The 18,197-nt window shown below is 44.0% G+C and carries 10 protein-coding genes and 2 tRNA genes; 8 read left to right on the top strand and 4 right to left on the bottom strand.

The genetic code is table 11. The features are described 5' to 3' along the window. Positions 1-321: 321 nt before the first annotated feature. Both MKHDV_RS11660 and MKHDV_RS11655 read left to right on the top strand, forming a co-directional pair. The gene (locus MKHDV_RS11660) at positions 322-585 is read left to right on the top strand and encodes an RNA-binding protein (RefSeq protein ID WP_160715482.1); all 264 of its coding nucleotides are present in this window, start codon (positions 322-324) and stop codon (positions 583-585) included. A gap of 547 nt (positions 586-1,132) precedes the next feature. Continuing rightward, positions 1,133-1,486: a RidA family protein gene (locus MKHDV_RS11655; protein WP_160715480.1), complete on the top strand. Its 354-nt coding sequence runs from the start codon at positions 1,133-1,135 to the stop codon at positions 1,484-1,486. Positions 1,487-1,665: 179 nt separating this feature from the next. Here MKHDV_RS11655 and MKHDV_RS11650 read toward each other — a convergent pair whose 3' ends face one another. Beyond that, positions 1,666-2,532: a hypothetical protein gene (locus tag MKHDV_RS11650; RefSeq protein WP_160715478.1), complete on the bottom strand. Its 867-nt coding sequence runs from the start codon at positions 2,530-2,532 to the stop codon at positions 1,666-1,668. A 360-nt stretch (positions 2,533-2,892) separates the two neighbouring features. Between MKHDV_RS11650 and MKHDV_RS11645 the strand changes: the two genes are divergently transcribed. Continuing rightward, positions 2,893-2,978 (top strand) — tRNA-Leu (locus tag MKHDV_RS11645). Positions 2,979-3,120: 142 nt separating this feature from the next. Here MKHDV_RS11645 and MKHDV_RS11640 read toward each other — a convergent pair. Beyond that, positions 3,121-3,867, bottom strand: a complete 747-nt coding sequence (locus MKHDV_RS11640; RefSeq protein ID WP_160715476.1) for a sulfite exporter TauE/SafE family protein — start codon at positions 3,865-3,867, stop codon at positions 3,121-3,123. Positions 3,868-4,404: 537 nt separating this feature from the next. Between MKHDV_RS11640 and MKHDV_RS11635 the strand changes: the two genes are divergently transcribed. The 3 genes from MKHDV_RS11635 to MKHDV_RS11625 all read left to right on the top strand — a co-directional run bounded on the left by MKHDV_RS11635 (position 4,405) and on the right by MKHDV_RS11625 (position 10,763). Further along, positions 4,405-6,534: a SulP family inorganic anion transporter gene (locus tag MKHDV_RS11635; protein WP_160715474.1), complete on the top strand. Its 2,130-nt coding sequence runs from the start codon at positions 4,405-4,407 to the stop codon at positions 6,532-6,534. Between the two features lie 394 nt (positions 6,535-6,928). Then, entirely contained in the window at positions 6,929-8,533 is a 1,605-nt protein-coding gene (locus MKHDV_RS11630; RefSeq protein ID WP_160715472.1) for a SulP family inorganic anion transporter, read from the top strand. A 274-nt stretch (positions 8,534-8,807) separates the two neighbouring features. Continuing rightward, on the top strand, positions 8,808-10,763 hold the full coding sequence (locus MKHDV_RS11625; protein WP_160715470.1) for an LTA synthase family protein: 1,956 nt from the start codon (positions 8,808-8,810) through the stop codon (positions 10,761-10,763). A 192-nt stretch (positions 10,764-10,955) separates the two neighbouring features. On the opposite strand, the gene MKHDV_RS11620 is transcribed toward MKHDV_RS11625, so the two are convergent. Next, positions 10,956-12,545, bottom strand: a complete 1,590-nt coding sequence (locus MKHDV_RS11620; RefSeq protein WP_254060465.1) for a glycerol-3-phosphate dehydrogenase/oxidase — start codon at positions 12,543-12,545, stop codon at positions 10,956-10,958. Between the two features lie 589 nt (positions 12,546-13,134). After that, positions 13,135-13,632 (bottom strand): hypothetical protein, encoded by a 498-nt coding sequence (locus MKHDV_RS11615; protein ID WP_160715466.1) that lies wholly within the window; start codon positions 13,630-13,632, stop codon positions 13,135-13,137. A 248-nt stretch (positions 13,633-13,880) separates the two neighbouring features. Here MKHDV_RS11615 and MKHDV_RS11610 point away from each other — a divergent pair. Together MKHDV_RS11610 and MKHDV_RS11605 are read left to right on the top strand one after the other, a co-directional pair. Beyond that, positions 13,881-13,966: transfer RNA gene (locus MKHDV_RS11610), tRNA-Leu, on the top strand. 171 nt (positions 13,967-14,137) lie between these two features. After that, a complete protein-coding gene (locus tag MKHDV_RS11605; RefSeq protein ID WP_160715464.1) occupies positions 14,138-16,546 on the top strand; it encodes a methyl-accepting chemotaxis protein in 2,409 nt (802 codons plus the stop codon). Positions 16,547-18,197 lie beyond the last annotated feature (1,651 nt).

Here is an 18,197-nt window from a genome sequence, read left to right as displayed (position 1 = left end):
AAGCAACGTTCATTTGTAACCGCATACATCACTTTTTTGTTTTACATTCTTGAAGAAAACACATGATAGCAAAAATGTTTTTTTTCACAATCAAAACAGTCTGTTAGTCTTGTTTTCATTATTTTTTGTTAGCGTTATTTTTTTCGAAATAAAAAGCAAAAAAAATGAATTAAACGATTGACCAACCCCTCCATCGCATATAGTGTTCCTCAATCGTATTTACATCGTGCTTCGGATTCCCTTTTGGGGGTGCAGCACACACGCCCCAGACAAAGCTTGCTTTGTGGTGGGGAGATAATTATTTCTGTTGGAGTTTTTGTTTTGAATAAGAATATTTATGTTGGCAACCTTTCCTGGGGCTGTACTGACGAAGACCTTCGTAACATTTTTGCTGATTTCGGCGAAGTTGAATCTGCTCGTGTAATCGAAGATCGTGAAACCGGTCGTTCCCGTGGCTTCGGCTTCGTGGAAATGGATGCTAACGGCGCGACTCAGGCTATTGAAGGCCTTAACGGCACTAGCTTCCAGGGCCGTGACCTTCGTGTAAACGAAGCTCAGCCTCGTGAACGTCGCCCTCGCTACTAAGCAATTTTAGTTCGACGCTCAGAGCCCACCTTTTGGTGGGCCTTTTTTTTGTGCTTTTTTTTTGCCCCTCCCCTCTTTCACCACCCAACCTGCACCACACCTCATCTCTTTCTTTCTATCCACCCAAGACGCAACAAGCTTTACGACAACTATTTTTCCTTCATACATTCAAGCTTACAACCCACGACGTGCCAGCATAGTAACAATCACAATTAGTTACCGGCTAAAAGTATCCAAAAATGAAAAATCAGTTGTTGACTTCTTTTCAATCATGAAGGAATCAAACAGCGTCCGCAGACGGATAGGCTTCCACACATCATCTGACCAACTTCTTGTAACGGGAGAAGCAGATTCGAACTGGTTGCCTAAACCTGTGCGGCGTTCCGCATGCGACCCCCACGAATCAAGTGTGGAATGATTCTGACAAAACTACATACGAGGCAACCAGATGGCAGTCCTTGGATATTTCCAAAGCAACCTCGCCTCTTTTTCTTGTAAGCATCATTAAAATGCCAGCAAACATGGTGGCAGTAGAAAGGAACGCACAATGAGCGATATCAAACGTATGGAAATCGGCACCCGCATGAGCAAAATCGTTATCAACAACGGCGTTGTTTACCTTGCTGGTCAGGTTGCTGAAGACGCAACTAAAGACATTAAAGAGCAGACAAAAACCATGCTCGCTAAAGTTGAAGCTCTGTTAGCAGAAGCTGGCAGTGACCTTGAGCACATGCTTTCCGCAACTCTGTACATTCGTGACATGAAAGATTTCGCTCAGATGAACGAAGTTTGGGATGCTTGGGTTCCAGAAGGCCATGCTCCAGCACGCGCCTGTGTGGAAGCTCGTCTTGCTCGCCCAGAACTTCTTATTGAAGTATCCATCGTAGCAGCACAGAAATAAGTAAAAAGCAGGAGGGCAAAGCCAATACGCTCTGCCCTCCTGCTTCTATTTTCCAACACTTACATCACACAACTTATACACATTCCATCGAAAGCTCTGCTTCTATCATTATATAATGCCCCCTAGTAAGAGCTCTTCTAAAAACACATAACGGCATCACATTTTCTAGCAAAATATCATTATGCCGAGGCCGCTACATACTCCCCTCCGATAAATTTGCACGTGTCTGACATATCTTCAACACGCAGCAACAATGCTCCGATAAAGAAACAAACGCCGCCGAACGTCAGGTACTCACTTGCCATTACCGGAGCAAACACATCTCCAGTTTGCGGCAAATAAAATGCTACCGTGCTGGAAATTTGAAATGCAATTGATCCGGCTATATTCACCCACACAATCCACCACTCTTCCGATCGAAATGCTTTTATGGAAGGATCTCGATAGATTTCCAACCACGCAAAAAGACAAGATACTAAAAAACAGATACTACCCAGCATTCCGGGAATCCATATGGCGATGTTCATTTGCAATGGAGTTACTGCAAGCAACGCCGACGCACAGTTAACATTGAAGAACAACGTACCCACAAACTGCACAATGGATGACAAGTATCCCAGATTTTTCGGTCGCCATGCCATTCGAATCCAGTGGCATCGCTGAGTCCGGAACAAGTCTGGATTTGTAATATCTTTGTTGATCGACTCAACAAGCTGTAAATATGCGGCTGATGTGAAGAAAAGTGAGCCGCAAAAGAATATTATGTTGAATGATGCAGAGCATGACTCAGGAAGAAAGCCGGGTAGAGAAAACAACGAAGCTCCAATCATAAACAACACCGCCACCCAATAGTTAATCTGCTTAGCACAGACTACATATTTGGCTTGATCCTCTTTACTCAACTGCATTGGCTGTATCCATCGCACACCTTTCCGCACCGGCCTCGCCGTATATTCATTGCTACCATCTTTATGGTGCAACTTTACGTGGGTCACAAATGGGCCAAGAGTCTTATACTCAAGCCTGTGTTGTCCTAATCCAGCCATGCCCTTTCCTGTTTTTATTTCACCTCAAACACACAACGCCTTCAAAGTGCTGCTTTTAGCAACCAGTGAACAAAAATCACATTCGGCAACTACTCCACATTCTTCATTCTCTTGCAGGTTGCTCTTTTTTGCATTGAGAACTTGCAAAGACTCTATCCAAAAAAAACTGTAAATCTTGTATGTTATATTTCAGATGGGGAAAAAAGGCATACACAGCCACATGTTGAACGTCTTTTTTCTGCATTTTTTTCGAAAAAACACTTGCCAAATGCTCGTAATACACATAATTACTTTTTCCGCGTTAAGGGAAAAACTTTAACGCACCCCTCAGAACAACGCGCAAGCGACGTTCAAATAAGTGCCCAGGTGGTGGAATTGGTAGACACGCTATCTTGAGGGGGTAGTGGGCTACGCCCGTGGGAGTTCGAGTCTCCCCCTGGGCACCATGCACTTAGGAAAAGATCATACGAAAGTATGATCTTTTTTTTTGCCTTTTTTCCTCTACTCACAAGACATAAAAAAAGGCTCGCATACACATACGAGCCACATCCAACCTTAATATTTACCCAATTAAATCAAAAAAATCAGTTAGAGAAATGTAATACATGATTTAATCAAACCTACACACGAAAGCCCTATCAGCAAAAACACTGCGACTTTTTTAAACACTGCTGGTGACGCTACAGAAAACAACTTTTGTCCTACCGCAACACCAATAAGCAATAACGGTATTGAACACGCCACGTTCACTAATGTTTGGGATGTGATAATTCCATGTCCGCCAGCCACAAGCAATGCATATACATCTGTGCAGAAAAACACCGCAATCAACGTTGCCCGGGTTGCAACTACTGCCGCCTCTGTTGAAAGCAGGAAAGTCACAATAGGCAAACCACCCAGTGCAGCTGCGCCGTTACAGACTCCAGAGACCAACCCCACAAAGCAATCAACGCCAACATTACGTTTACCTGTGTACTTAAAACCACGCCATATCAAAACGGCAAAGATCAATACAGTACAAGAGATGATCAGGCGAATAACATCCGGCGACAAAAGCACAAGCAAACTAACCCCTACAGGGGTTCCAACAGCAGTGCCCACGCATAATGCCGCAAGCAATTTATAGTTAATATTTTTCCATGTCGACGGTAACATGCGCACACTTGCAATAATCTCAAGAAACAATGCAAGCATAACAGTTTGAGCCGGTGCCACAACAAGGCTTAAGCCTGTTACAATTATTGCGGAAAAACCAAAGCCTGTTAGTCCGCGAACAATCGAGGCCAACAACAACACGCAAACTGCGTAGCTTAATTGAGCGATAGACAAGTCCATAAGCCCTCCAATTCGCCAATAACAACGAATTATTCCTACCGTCAACCAGCCTTTACCCCACTCTCCTTACTAACTTTCTGCAAAAAAGTATCTTAAGCCCCAACCCCTCTCCACGGTAATCCACTGCTCCTGTTACTTTTGCCCTTCCCTTTTACAAAAAAAGTTACAACCATCTAAACCCACTGATTAATCGAACATTTTTCTATCTAGTTATTTTATTCACAAAATATTTTTACGGATTTTATGAAAAAAATTTATATCTTACTGTTTTTAAAGTAAAATTTGAAAAAATCCATTTTCTTCAATGTTAGCACCCACTAACTTACCCCTTTTCAACCCCGTTTTATGGTGGTACTTCTTAGTCTGGCGCTTGAGTAATTATTCACAATCGTATTTAGAAAATGTGATTTACATGCTTTCTCGACCTTTGATTGCTTGCTGCACTATTCTAGCATGATCAACAGATTGTGAACCTCAGCGTAACTTACTTTCGTCAAGATAGAGAATAATGCAGTTTGCTGAAGGAAAGTTTTTGGAATGCTAGCCAATCTTTTCCCATTTATGAACTGGATTAAGGACTACAACACGGAGACACTCCGGTCGGATACTATCGCGGGGTTAACTGTAGCTTTAGTTCTCATTCCTCAGTCTATGGCATACGCACAGCTTGCAGGGCTCCCTGCGTACTACGGGCTTTATGCTTCGTTTCTTACACCTTTAATCGCTGCTCTCTTCGGTTCCAGCCGTCAGTTGGCTACTGGCCCTGTCGCCGTTGTGTCTTTAATGACAGCAGCATCTCTTGAACCTCTTGCCACTATGGGAAGCGAAGGCTACATCGCCTACGCTATCCTCCTTGCTCTTATGGTAGGCGGTTTTCAGTTTCTACTTGGTATATTGAGACTCGGTCTTGTTGTTAACTTTCTCTCTCATCCGGTTATCAACGGCTTTACCAACGCTGCTGCTATCATTATTGCCACCTCTCAGGTGTCTAAACTGGCAGGCGTATCCGTAGACAAAGCAAGTCATCATTATGAGACCCTTATTAGAGTGGCACAAGGTGCATTTAACTATACGCACTTACCCACACTCGCTATGGGGCTACTTGCGTTTGCTATCATGATCGGATGCAAACGGTTTATTCCTAAGATACCGAATGTATTAGCTGCTGTGCTTATTACCACTTGCCTCTCATGGGCAATCGGATTCAACCATGACGCAACGATACCTGTATCGTCTATCGAATCCTCCCGCGTACAGAGCACCATAGCTGTGTTCAACGGCACTCTGGCTTCAGCTGAAAAGCTGGCAATGCAGCGAACCGGACTCAGCAAAGAACTTTCAGCAGCAAACGCGATGGGGGAATCTCTGCGTGCGCTGAACATTCAGCATGAACTTAGCACTATTGAATTGCGACTGGCAGGCGTAAAAGACCAAAGCCATCAACTTCGTACATCGCTTCGTAACATGCTCTTTAGTGGTGTTGAGCAGTCTGACGGCACCATGGCGTTCTATCTTAAAAATGGAACACCGCCCGCCATGCATACAGATGGCAGGACATGGCGACTGCGTGTAAGCAATACACAGGTCAGCTCAACAGCCCTTACAATGATGGGTGGCGGTGCAGTTGTAGGAACAATTCCATCTGGACTCCCTACTATTGCTGCTCCGACATTCGACCTTTCCGCCGTACTGCACCTTATCCCGTTCGCAGTAATAATTTCTCTGCTCGGCTTTATGGAAGCTATTTCCATTGCGAAAGCCATGGCAGCGAAAACAGGACAGCGAATTGATCCGGATCAGGAACTTATCGGGCAGGGACTTGCCAACATGATCGGTGCCTTTGGCAGAAGTTATCCGGTTTCAGGCTCGTTCTCCCGTTCAGCAGTCAATCTTCAAGCAGGTGCCGTAACTGGCATGTCCAGTGTATTCGCCTCCATTATGGTTGTGCTTACACTACAGTTCTGTACCCCACTGCTCTATCATTTGCCGCAGGCAGTTTTAGCGGCAATCATTATGATGGCAGTATTCGGGTTGTTAAACGTCTCAAGCTTTGTGCATGCATGGAAAATTAAGTGGTACGATGGAGCTATCTCCGTCATTTCCTTCATCACAACGCTCGCCTACGCTCCACACTTGGACAAAGGCATCATGCTCGGCGTTGCGCTTTCGTTAGGTATGTTCCTGTACAAAAGTATGCGCCCGAATGTTTCTTTTCTCTCCCGCTCTCAGACTCCGTCACATCGGGATACCACCCTCACGGGACTCGAAAACTGTAAAAACATCTCCGTAATCCAGTTTGAAGGTCCGCTCTTTTTCGCCAACGCAAGTTTCTTAGAGGATATCGTTACGGAAAAGATTTCAGAGAATGATTCGCTTAAGCACATTGTTCTCTCTGCTGGTGGCATCAACGACGTAGACTGTTCCGGTGCGGAAGCATTAGAGCTTATTATTGAAAAAGTTCAGGCTAAGAACATCGAATTTTCAATATGCTCTGCAAACAAAACGGTTCTTGCCGTATTGCAGAAGGCTCATTTGTTAGAAAAGATCGGTACAGACCACATCTACGCCACTGCCGAGGAAGCTCTGCGTAATGATTGCAGAGTTACACGTGCAGCAAAGGAGACTACAGACGGTCCCCTGCCAGCTGCATGTCTTCGCGCTAGCTAGGCGTTCTCGGAAACAGTCTCAACTGCTTGAACTAAAGCGCTTTTTACGTTCAGGCAATTGAGACTGTTCACGAGTTAAAATTTTCCTACATTCTTCTTCAATATTATTGATTGCTATTTCAAGGTATTCAATTGACTTCCCAATGAATCTTCCTTAGTTCTCCCTTCCGCCTTAAAATTGAGCACATGCTCAATACATATCGGCAGCTATTTTTTATACAGATACAAATCGTTCAGTCGCAATGCAGGCAAGACGCTATGTCTTGTCTTTTTTATTGTGCGCCGCACATCTGCTCAATGTATCCTTATGTTTTTTTCAGTCGGGCAACGGCTGCCTCTCTATGCTGGTCAGATACAAACGTCTGGATTCAGCCTCATATAAAAAGGAAGTTTTAATGGAATCTAACCACTCCATGGTACCAAGCTCTCAGGGGAGCATTCAGGCAGACATTTTTTCAGGACTCACCGTTGCGTTAGCGTTGGTTCCAGAAGCTGTAGCTTTTTCTTTTGTCGCTGGAATCTCACCGATTGTCGGCCTGTACGGTGCATTCATGATGTGCCTTATCACGTCTATTCTTGGTGGTAGACCGGGAATGATCTCCGGTGCAACCGGCGCAATGGCTGTAGTTATGGTTCACCTTGTGGCAGAAGGTAATGCGCTCGGCACACCGGGTTCATATGCCGGTTTACAGTACCTGTTCATTACCCTGCTGTTTGTGGGTCTTCTTCAGATTCTTGCAGGCACATTCAGACTCGGCAAGCTTATACGTATGGTTCCACGCTCCGTTATGATGGGCTTCGTAAACGGCCTTGCCATTGTAATCTTCCTATCCCAGCTCAAAATGTTCAAAGTTGGCGGCGAAATGCTGCAGGGCGACGCAATGCTCACCATGTGCGGACTTGTTGTTCTCACCATGGCGATTCTGTTGTTCATACCTAAACTCTGGTCAAAAGCTCCGGGCGCTCTCATCGCAATCATTTCAGTATCCTTGCTGGTTACTCTTGCAAACATTGATACCCAGACAGTACTTTCTTTCATTCAGTCAAACGGCGGCACCGGCATTAAAGCAGGTCTGCCAACCTTTGCTATTCCTCAGGTTCCTTTGACTTTGGATACGTTAATATTCATTGCTCCTTATGCATGCATCCTTGCATCAATCGGTCTTATTGAATCACTCATGACCCTTAACCTTATTGACGAACTGACTGACACACATGGTCGCGGCAATAAGGAATGTGTTGCGCAGGGCATTGCCAACATTGCTAACGGATTTTTCGGCGGCATGGGTGGCTGTGCCATGATCGGTCAGAGCATCATTAACATCACCTCCGGCGGCCGCGGTCGTCTTTCCGGTATCACTGCTGCAATGGCGCTGCTTTTCTTCATCCTCTTCACTTCCCAGTACATTGAAATTGTACCTATCGCAGCACTCGTAGGGGTTATGTTTATTGTTGTAATCAAGACCTTTGCGTGGAGCACATTCAAGATTATGAACAAAGTTCCTAAATGGGACGTTGTCGTTATCATTACAGTGACTTTCCTCACCGTAAAATATGATCTCGCAATCGCAGTACTCTGCGGTGTTGTTATCTCCGCTCTTATCTTTGCATGGGAAAACGCACTTCGTATTCGCGCAAGAAAATTTGTCGATGAGCACGGTATCAAACACTACCAGATCTACGGACCACTTTTCTTTGGTTCCACCTCACTCTTCATGAGCAAGTTTGATGTGAAAAACGATCCACAGGAAGTTGTTATCGATTTCGAAGAATCCCGTATTATGGATCAGTCCGCTATTGAAATTATCAACAAGCTTGCTGCCCAGTACCAGCGTGCAGGTAAGACAGTATACTTCTGGCACTTAAGCAAAGACTGTGTACGCTTGATTGAAAAAGCTGAAAAAATCTGTGTTGTAAACGTACTCGAAGATCCAGACTACTTTGTTGCGATCGACAAATACCACGAGCTGCAAACAGCCACGGTTTCCGAAGCTGCATAGATAATTACACGATACTAAATAGTCTTCAAAAAAAGAGTTAGCTACTTACATAGCTAACTCTTTTTTTATGCTTTTTTTAAATTTTTAACGAATTTTGAACGTATTCTATCACCCAATGCTCAACGATGGTGTTCATCAAACTTATTACCTACAAGTTTCAATCTAATCGTTAACCAAAAATTGACACGTTTCCTGCTAAACAAATTTCATATGTCAGCACCACATGCACAAATGTACGTATGGCATTAAAAAATGTTTTTATGAGGAAACATAGATGGACACACAAAACATCAAAGGCACACACAGATTCCGTGCGGTTCTGTTGACCTTTATTATAGCTATCACCCTATGGACGCTCGTGCGTTTGGGACTTCTACTCTTTTCATGGAATGATGCATCACCATCATTCGTCGAATTCTTACAAATTTTTTCCGTCGGCTTTCTTTACGACCTTTGCTTTTTCGCATTCGCGACTATTCTTCCCTGCCTGTACATCACGTTTACTCCCAATTTCATATGGCACTCCAAGCCAAACAAGATGTTCCTGTACGGCGCGTTCTTTCTGACAATTTTTATTCTAATTTTTGGAGCAACATCAGAGTTTTTCTTCTGGGAAGAGTTCAATGTTCGCTTCAACTTTATCTCTGTAGACTATCTCATTTACCGCAGAGAAGTAATCGACAACATCATAGAGTCATACCCTCTATTTATTATCCTACCTGTTATCGCAGCCATTTCTGGTGCAATAACCTATTTCCTTCGATCATCACTTACAGGCATCCTTGCTGCAAGAAACTCTTTTGTCTCCAACCTTATTCCTTACGCAGGTATCTTGCTTGTTGCAGCAATTGGTGGCCTCTTCCTTACCAGCGAAATGCGAGATTTTTCAGACAACACATATCAGAAAGAACTTGCTGCGAACGGTCCCTACCAGTTCGTATCAGCCTTCAAGAACAATGAACTCGACTACTACCAGTTCTATCCTTCTCTGGACGAAGACATCTCAAGCCGTACAGTCCGCACCGACCTTGCAGACACTACGGACAAATTTTTGTCCAAGAACGAACATAGTCTATTTAGGTCCATTCAGCGTTTCGGCGAAGAAAAAAAGTACAATGTAATTCTTGTCACCTTGGAAAGTTTTACGCCCAAGTATCTCTCCCGTTACGGTGCAAAAGACGAAGTTGCACCAAATTTGAATGCTCTTGCCGCAGAGGGACAATTCTATACACAGCTATTTGCAACCGGCACACGTACAACTCGTGGGCTTGAAGCATTGACGCTCTCAATTCCTCCTACCCCCGGACGTTCTATTGTTAAAAGAATCGGTAACGAAAAAGGCTACCTTTCTTTAGGACGAATCTTCGAATCAAAAGGCTACGACAGTTACTATCTTTACGGTGGTCGTGGCTATTTTGATAACATGAATGAATTCTTCAGCGGCAACGGCTACACAGTTGTTGACCAATCGTCAGTACCGGATGAAGCCATTGGATTTGAAAATGCGTGGGGCATGGCGGATGAATACCTGTTCAATCAGGTGCTCAAAACAGCAAATGATGCTCTCAACGCAAAGACTCCATTCTTCCTCCACGTCATGACAACATCAAACCATCGTCCGTACACCTACCCTGACAACCGCGTTGCTATTCCTTCTGGCGACGGTCGAACCGGTGCAATTCAATACACAGACTGGGCAGTTGGAGACTTCCTTAAAAAAGCAAAACAAAAGCCGTGGTTTGATAACACCATCTTCGTGTTTGTTGCAGACCATCAGGCAAGCAGCGCAGGACGTGAGAACTTGCCTGTCCGCCGCTATAGAATCCCAATGTGGGTGTATGCACCAAAAATTGTACAGCCGAAGTTGGTGGACACACTATCGAGTCAGATTGATGTTGCCCCTACAATTCTTGGTTTGCTCAACTGGTCATACTCGTCGTTCTTTTACGGCAGAGATATTGCTCAGATGAAGCCAGAAGAAGGCAGAGCCTTTATCGGTAACTATCAGTATCTTGGATTATTTGACGGGAAACGGATGGCGGTTCTTGGACCTAAGAAAAGTATTGAGATTCAGACCATTGAAAATGAAACAGCTATTAAGACTGTAAAAGGTACAAAAGATGACAGCCTCGTGAAACGAGCCATCTCCTACTACCAGAACGCAGCTTGGGTATATAAGAACAAATTGAATAGAGACACACTACTACCTAGTAACATAATTAATAACTAAGCATTATTGCCGTGCTTAGCTTGCGACGATTCTGCCAAGTCTCGTAAAATAAGCACATCTAGTTGTTTAGACATGCCCCCCCCAGTAGTGACTCCTGTATTCCGTAATCAACCGGTGACTCGTTGGTTGCGGAACTAAAAAAACCCCGTTTCCTATTGGAAACGGGGGTTTTTATTAGAGTGGTGTTTATTCTTACAATTCGCAGCAGTTACCAGCTATGTATTGCGATGCAACCTCAGTGAATTCTGCAAGCTGTGCATCAATCCACGTTGTTGCCTCTTCTCCGGAAAGGCCAAGTTCAACAGCCATCAGGCGTGCCACTTCAGGAGCTGCCTCTACGGTTGCTGCGGCATCCAAAAGAAGTGCACGGGTACGCAATGCAAGTACCCCGTACAGGGTTTGTGCCATTTCAGAACGCACAGCCCACACAACTTCAACTTTACGATACGGAAGACGAGGATGCAGCAATTCTACAAGCGTTTCGTCTTCATCCATCATTTCATACAAATATTGAACGTCACTACCGTATGCACGAAACGGATCGTCTTTTTCGAAGTCACGAGTCCAACCATGGAGCGGCATGTTGCTGGTACGACATTTCACTTCTGGAAGATGTGCAGTTTTCGCGCATGTGTTCACAACATCTTCTGCCATTTTACGGTAGGTAGTCCATTTACCACCGGCAATGGTCACCAGACCGGAATCAGACACGGTAAGATAATGGTCACGTGACAATGCAGACGTTCCGTCAGCGCCGTCTGCTTTAATGAGAGGACGGATACCATTGAACACACTACGCACATCTTTGCGCTGCGGTTTACGGGCAAGGAAACGGCCCACGTGCTCAAGCAAGAAGTCCACTTCATCATTCGTTGCTTTCGGCTCCATCTGTGGGCCGGAAACTTCTGTATCCGTTGTTCCGATAATTAATTTGTCATGCCACGGAAGAACAAAGACAACGCGACCATCGTCTGTTTTAGGAATCAAAATACCTGCATCGCCTGGGCAGAATGCTCTATCGAGCATAAGATGAATACCTTGGCTAGGCTGAAGGATCGCCTTTGCAGACGGATTATCCATCTGTCGAATATCGTCAGTAAAAATGCCTGTAGCGTTAACAACTGATCGTGCATAAATCTCATGCTCTTTACCTGTCAGCAAATCAACAGCCACAACACCACGAACTTTTCCATCCTCTTTAATAAGAGAACGAACTTGCATGTGGTTTACAGGAGATCCACCTAACTCTTCCATACTTAACGCAAGAGTCATTGCGTAGCGGGCATCATCAAACTGTCCATCATGATAACGGACACCAGCTTTTACGCCCACAGGGTTTAACCCCGGCACATGGTAGAAAGCACTGTTGCGAACCATCGGGTAGGAACGACCAAAACTGAACGGACCTGAAAGAAGGTCGTACATCACCAGACCGATTCCATAATAGAATGTTTCCCACCAGCTGTATGTCGGAACGATAAAAGATTGATCGTCCACAAGATGCGGTGCGTTGCGGCGCATGCGTCCGCGTTCATGCAATGCATCATATACTAATGAGAAGTTCATCTGTTGCAAATACCGTACGCCGCCGTGCACAAGTTTTGTGCTGCGGCTGGAAGTAGCCTGACAAAAATCCGCAGATTCAAGCAAAACAGTTGAATATCCTCTGGAGGCTGCGTCTACACCGGTGCCAAGACCAGTTGCACCACCGCCGATGATAAGAACATCCCACACATCCTGACTTTCAATTTTTTCTATAGATTCTGAACGTTGCACACTCATCTCCTAGTATTTAGTTCCTACCGGATTGGCGGTGGTAGAAACGCCCCATAAAATATGTTTCAGAAGCAATTCACAAGTTACTTCTGCTCAACAGCGAATTAGGTAAACCCTCTATTTTTCATACTACCGCGACAGATGCTCTGCTCAAGTTATTTTTTGTCAAAGCAAATGATACGTTATTCAAGCTTGTTAAAACGGTTACACGACGTTTTTTGCCCTATGTAAACGTTTCATTTTTACAGCATTTAACTCTTTTTTACATCATTTCTGCATCAAACATAGATCATTTCAATACATCCAAGCCAGTAACTCTGTCTTTTTCAAATAAGTATTACTTTGCATGTTGTAAAGCTACTAGTTATCGATACTATTATCGTTACATTACACTCATTTTAATTACTGAGCATTTACAAACTAGATCCGTCTCACGGCCTTCACTCAGACTTCTTCATAGCGAGACCTCTCTTCACCGCACATTGCTCCATCCTACCTCTCTCCACCGTACACTGCTCCATCCGTAGTGCAGACAAAAAAAAGCACCCCGCGAGTGCGGGGTGCTTCACATAAAAAAAGATGACTAACTGGAGGGCTATTTCATTTTCCCGCCGTTCATCATCATTGGTTTTTCCATAGGCATCATCATGCCGTCTTTCATCATCATAGGCATCATCATATTATCTTTCATCATCATTGGAACCATCATCATCATGCCGTTTTCCATCATAACTGGCATCATCATGCATTCCATGTTCATGTCTTTCATCATCATGGATTTGTCTTTCATATCTTTCATCATCGGCATCATCATACCGTCTTTTGCCATCATAGGCATCTTCATCATGTGGCCTTTGCACATCATCATAGGCATTTTCATGTCTTTCATCGTGCCGTCTTTCATCATCATAGGTGTCATTGCACCGTCTTTCATCATCATAGGCATCATTGAGCCATTAGGAGCCATCTTCATCATGATCATGCCATCTTTCATCATTGGGTGCTTCATCATCATATCTTGCTTCATTGCAAATGCTGATGCTGCAATTGTCATAACCATAGCGGTTAACAGAAAAATTCGTACCAATTTCATGAAATATCTCCTGATTCGTATGTTGTGTTACTCTCCCAACGTTTCGCACCATAGGGACGAAACAAAGTACATACTAACCTAATTGAGGGGGCTTACATCCATTATATCTTTTTTACGTGATACTTTATTTAAAAAAATACAAAAAACGCTTGCCAAACTCCCTCAATCCACATAGACACATTTCCGCGCTGAGGAACAACACCTTAGCGCACCCCTCAGAACAACGCGCAAGCGACGTTCAAATAAGTGCCCAGGTGGTGGAATTGGTAGACACGCTATCTTGAGGGGGTAGTGGGCTACGCCCGTGGGAGTTCGAGTCTCCCCCTGGGCACCATGCACTTAGGAAAAGATCATACGAAAGTATGATCTTTTTTTTGCCTTTTTTCCTAGCACCACGATATCTAACGCAAAAAGCACGTTCTTCACTCCGCCTTAACAAGTCTGTAACGCTAGTGACCTATCAATCTCATCACATTGATAACACTAACAAAAGGACTGTTACACCATGCGGCTACGCACCAAACTGACTCTTTTCAGTATTTGCATCGGTCTCCTCCCGTTGCTTGCTATGGGCACATACAGTGTGCACACCGCAGCAGTCAGCCTTGAAGAAAGCTCCTTTTCCCAACTCCGGTCTACACAGGATGCGCAGCGCCGACACATTCAAGCGCTGTTCGATACGTGGAAACGGGAGGCAATCATCTTTTCCAAAGTAAAAGAAGTGTACAACGCCATCGGCATGCTTCGTGACGCGACATACACTGCCGTAAAAGGTGAGCCACTGGAGCTGGATGAGGAGTACGAAAACATCTATCAATATGTTGCCCCGTCATTCCTTCCTTTTGTAGAAGAAATGGGCTTTGAAGATGCCTTACTTATGGACGATTACGGAAGAATCATTTTTTCAGTAAAACGCGGAAAAGAACTTGGCGGCGACTTCCAGCACGGAACACACAGTGGTTCACCACTTTCAGTCGCATGGGCAAGGGCAATGGAAGGGGAAGTTTGCTTTACTGACATCGCCCCGTTTGCACAGGACAACAACACTCCCGCCGCCTTCATCACAGCCCCTGTTTACAGCTACACACAAGAAATCTTAGGCGTTGCCGTTCTGAGATTGCCAGTCAATCAGCTCTCAGTCCTTATTAATGATAAAGACAGCTCGAGCAAAAGTGATTCCTACCTCGTAGGAGCTGACAATCTTATGCGCTCCGATCTTGCACGCGCACCACAGACTCATAGCCTAAAAAATTCATTTGCAAATCCGTCCACAGGGCGCGCCACACAAAAAGCTATAGCCCTCGCACTTTCCGGAAAAAGCGGAACTCTGATTGACAAAAGCTTTGATGGAAACGAATACGCAACAGCACACTCCCCCATTCAATTCGGATCGAACACATGGGCGATAATCAGCGAATTACCCACATCCATTGCATTCGCGGCTGTACAAGAACTACGCTATGCGACCCTCATTCTCGGAATAGCCAGCACACTGACTATACTGATTGCAACTTTCAGTATGATTCACCTATCACTGGTCAAACCATTTCAACGTATTCTCACCTTTGCAAAAGAAATTTCAGACGGCAATCTCTCTGCCCGACTCGACTACAAATTCACCGGAGAAATAGCAGAACTGGCAGCAGGAATGCTCCACATGGTCAATCAGCTGAAGGAAAAGCTCGGCTTCTCAGAAAGCATTCTTGCCGGTCTCACGCACCCGTGCATCATTACCGACAATGAGAACAAAATTGTCTTCGCCAACACACAATTCACTTCTCTTGTCGATTCCGCAAAAGAGCCATCATTCTTTATAGGTAAGCCTGCAGCAGCATTGTTAGAGAATAGTGAGGAATCCACACAACACGTTCTCCGGGAGCAGCAAGCAATCCTCAATGTTGAACAACACTGGACAACTGCGGCTAACATAACGCGTATTGTACGTGTCGACTGCGCCCCGCTGTATGACATGGACAAACAACTCATCGGCTCCATCGTCCTTGCCAGCGACCTCACAGACATACGAACCAAAGAACAACGAATCCAACACCAGCACACTAAAATGCTCGAGGTTGCTGAACAGGCGGAGAACATAGCTTCAAACGTGTCTACAGAAGCCATCACACTATCAGGACAGGTTGAACAGATTGGTGTTGGTTCACGTTTGCAGATTTCAAAACTTAAAGAAGCAACAGACATTGTGGATGATATGAACACAGTGCTTGAACACTCTGCGTCCTTCGCTGAAGACGCAGTAAAGAACGCCCAAAGCGCCAAAGCAAAAGCAGAGCACGGTGCAGGAGTTATGGAACAGACAGCATCCGCCATGCAAAAGGTACAAAACCTTTCCAGCGAACTGAAAGAAAGTATGCACGAATTTGGATCACAGACTGCGGGCATTGGAGATTTAATAGGTGTCATCAGTGAAATCGCAGATCAAACAAACTTACTGGCGCTAAACGCTGCGATTGAAGCAGCACGGGCGGGAGATTCCGGTCGAGGTTTCGCGGTTGTAGCCGACGAAGTTCGCAAACTGGCAGAACGCACTATGGACGCTACAACCACTGTAAATAAAAGTATCGACACTATCCGCACACAAATAACAAACAACATAAGCAGTACGAACGCTGCCGTAGAAGCTGTCGCTGAAAGCACAAGACTTGTTGAGGCATCATCTGAGGCGCTTCAGGATATAACATCTCTGTCTACATCAATGGGTGATCACATTGAACGCATCGCCCAATTCTCCAGAACCCATTCAGACCAGCAGTCAACAATCCTCACAAGCGTTACCGCCATCAATGAAGTTGCTACAGAAACAGGACAAGGCATGGGAGAATCTGAAAAAGTGATCAAAGCCCTTGCCTCAAACTCAAGTGAACTGAGCAAACTCATCGGCACCTTACGCGGATAACACATCATCACTTCAGGGTATCAGCCCCGACACACATCAGACCAATCAAGCCACGTAAAAAACGCAAAAAGCCTGATCATGTTCATGTCATGATCAGGCTTCTCTACCGGCCCACTGTCCGGCTTCATACATTATACAAATTCATTGCTGTAATTTTCGATCATATGTTTAATTTGGCGCTGAACATATGAAAGATAATGCGGTGTGCCTTGCATTTCTATTCGAAAACGTAAATTTTTCTTTCATGTGAAAACTATCACATAGTTTTCCGAGTTAGCAACACTTTTCCCACGATATTAGTACGATAATACAAATTCTATAGTACTATTTTTTATATTATTGATATTTTTCAGACAGTTATCTGTTTTCATTTTTTACCTGCTTTGAAAATCAATATTGTAACACACTGAAATACAGCACTATTAATAATATTTGTAAGATTGTGACATTTATCACTATGTATTAAATCTTATACATTTCTTGTTTACATCTTTTTGACCGTTGCCAACGACCCACTGTGAGGAAATTTCGTTCGCATACTGCTTTTTGCTTTTTTTCTTTTTAGACTCAAACAATTTTTAACAAGCATTTTTGCGCTCATTTTTTTATATTTTTATCAGCAAAACTTTTTTTCTACATCGTTTTTTTGACTGTAACTTTTAAAAGAAAAAGTAATTTTTTATAGCACTACACTCTTTTTTTCTCGCATTTATGATTTTTTACAATGCATCATCTTCTTAAATAAGCTGTTTTCATACACAGATACTGCTCTGAGATATTTTTTTGCATTCACCTTTTCCCACCTCAGCCAACAGACATCATTAGCTTTTTTTATTCAACAGTCTTGCCCATAAGTAGGCACTAACAAGATAACCCCCTTATTTCTAGAGACTTATAACGAAACACTCTGCAAAAAAGAAAGATTGTGCGAACAAACAAAAAAAGCTATAGATTCACTGCATGATCAAACAATGGAAATACATCAATCCACTAATTCGTAAGACTAACACCCCATAAGTAAATGGGTACAAACATTGTTTTGCAGAAGCACTCCTTCACAGTAATCACAAATTCTGCATGCAAAGTCTTAAATTACAGTAAGTTATACAGGCAAGTGACGCTTTACTCTTTTCGAAAGTAGACCAAAATACTCAGAAAAAGAGCAAAATGATCTCTAAATTATTTATTTGATTACCCATTCAGTTGTAAAGAAGTGTAAAAGAACTATGTCGCCAGTTAGATTTGTGTTTATGAAATCTCTCACAATCACATCTATGGGCTCAATTTTCTTTTCCTTCTTCGAAGAAGGTAGTCACCAAACAAAAGAACTTACGAGCTGTCAGTTTCTTCAGGATACGATTTAGATTTGCAGGAGTGCCGACCAGCATAATCTGAAAAAGTGTCATACGTCCGACTGTTTCCTCCGCACACAAAGGGCAAAGTGCAGATGAACAGTTCGACATACAGGAAGTACTGCGCCGTGTTGCGACGGCGAACTGGATTCGGATTGAAAGAACAACAACGCAGAATGAACATAGCCGCGCTATGAACAGGGAAATGGGGTTTCCTCTGTGTTGTATTGGAAGGATACCGTGGATTCACCTGCCATAGGTGCGTCTGGGCAATCGGTATGGACTTCTTTCATAAGGAG

The sequence above is a fragment of the Halodesulfovibrio sp. MK-HDV genome (assembly GCF_009914765.1).
GTDB lineage: Bacteria > Desulfobacterota > Desulfovibrionia > Desulfovibrionales > Desulfovibrionaceae > Halodesulfovibrio.
The sequence above is the reverse complement of the archived record's forward strand: the minus strand, read 5'-3'. Positions and strand labels throughout refer to the sequence as shown.

Bases quoted from the DNA above. Each gene is read 5' to 3' on its own strand.
- MKHDV_RS11620 (WP_254060465.1), bottom strand. From the start codon at position 12,545: ATGAGTGTGCAACGTTCAGAATCTATAGAAAAAATTGAAAGTCAGGAT.
- MKHDV_RS11615 (WP_160715466.1), bottom strand. From the start codon at position 13,632: ATGAAATTGGTACGAATTTTTCTGTTAACCGCTATGGTTATGACAATT.
- MKHDV_RS11630 (WP_160715472.1), top strand. From the start codon at position 6,929: ATGGAATCTAACCACTCCATGGTACCAAGCTCTCAGGGGAGCATTCAG.
- MKHDV_RS11605 (WP_160715464.1), top strand. From the start codon at position 14,138: ATGCGGCTACGCACCAAACTGACTCTTTTCAGTATTTGCATCGGTCTC.
- MKHDV_RS11650 (WP_160715478.1), bottom strand. From the start codon at position 2,532: ATGGCTGGATTAGGACAACACAGGCTTGAGTATAAGACTCTTGGCCCA.
- MKHDV_RS11655 (WP_160715480.1), top strand. From the start codon at position 1,133: ATGAGCGATATCAAACGTATGGAAATCGGCACCCGCATGAGCAAAATC.
- MKHDV_RS11635 (WP_160715474.1), top strand. From the start codon at position 4,405: ATGCTAGCCAATCTTTTCCCATTTATGAACTGGATTAAGGACTACAAC.
- MKHDV_RS11640 (WP_160715476.1), bottom strand. From the start codon at position 3,867: ATGGACTTGTCTATCGCTCAATTAAGCTACGCAGTTTGCGTGTTGTTG.
- MKHDV_RS11625 (WP_160715470.1), top strand. From the start codon at position 8,808: ATGGACACACAAAACATCAAAGGCACACACAGATTCCGTGCGGTTCTG.